The sequence below is a fragment of the Microbacterium sp. zg.Y909 genome (assembly GCF_024626565.1).
In genome coordinates this window covers 1-564 of sequence record NZ_JANJFJ010000738.1, presented here as the reverse complement: position 1 = coordinate 564, position 564 = coordinate 1, and the positions used below count along the sequence as shown (strand labels likewise).

Annotated in this window: 1 protein-coding gene; it reads right to left on the bottom strand. The window is 67.6% G+C overall.

What is annotated here, in order from left to right:
- Positions 1-40: 40 nt before the first annotated feature.
- The gene (locus NQ160_RS24480) at positions 41-499 is read right to left on the bottom strand and encodes a cell division protein SepF (protein WP_257517548.1); all 459 of its coding nucleotides are present in this window, start codon (positions 497-499) and stop codon (positions 41-43) included.
- Positions 500-564: the final 65 nt, after the last annotated feature.

The following is a 564-nucleotide window of genomic DNA, read 5'->3' as shown; positions in this document are numbered from 1 at the left end:
TGACGATCGAGGCGACGAGCTTGAGCACGTCCACGGCGGTCTACTGCGCGAAGGCCGGCGCCTCGGGGTCGGCCTGCACCACAGCACCGTCACCCGACACCGCGACGTTCTCGGGCGACAGCAGGAAGACCTTGCTGGTCACGCGCTCGATGCGACCGAACAGGCCGAGCGAGAGCCCGCTGGCGAAGTCGATCAGGCGACGCGCGTCGGCGTCACTCATCTGGGAGAGGTTGATGATCACGGGGATGCCGTCGCGGAAGTTCTCGGCGATGATCTGGGCGTCGCGGTACTGCTTGGGGTGCACCGTGAGGATCTCGCTGATCGCGCTCGGCGCGGGCTGGCGCACCACGGCGGGACGGTGGATCGGGGTCACCGGGGCGGGAGCCTTCTCGATCGGCTTCTCGCGACGCGGCTGCTGCTGCGCTGCGGGCTCCTCGTAGACCTCTTCCTCGTCGGCCAGACCCAGGTACACCATGGTCTTCTTGAGGGGGTTCGACATCGCAATCCTCCGTGGTTCGCTCGTGTGTTCCGAGGCTATCCGTGCACGGGCCTCGGGCCCGTGAT

What these genes read in the sequence shown, in the direction of transcription:
- NQ160_RS24480 (WP_257517548.1), bottom strand. Translation starts at nt 499, where the DNA reads ATGTCGAACCCCCTCAAGAAGACCATGGTGTACCTGGGTCTGGCCGAC.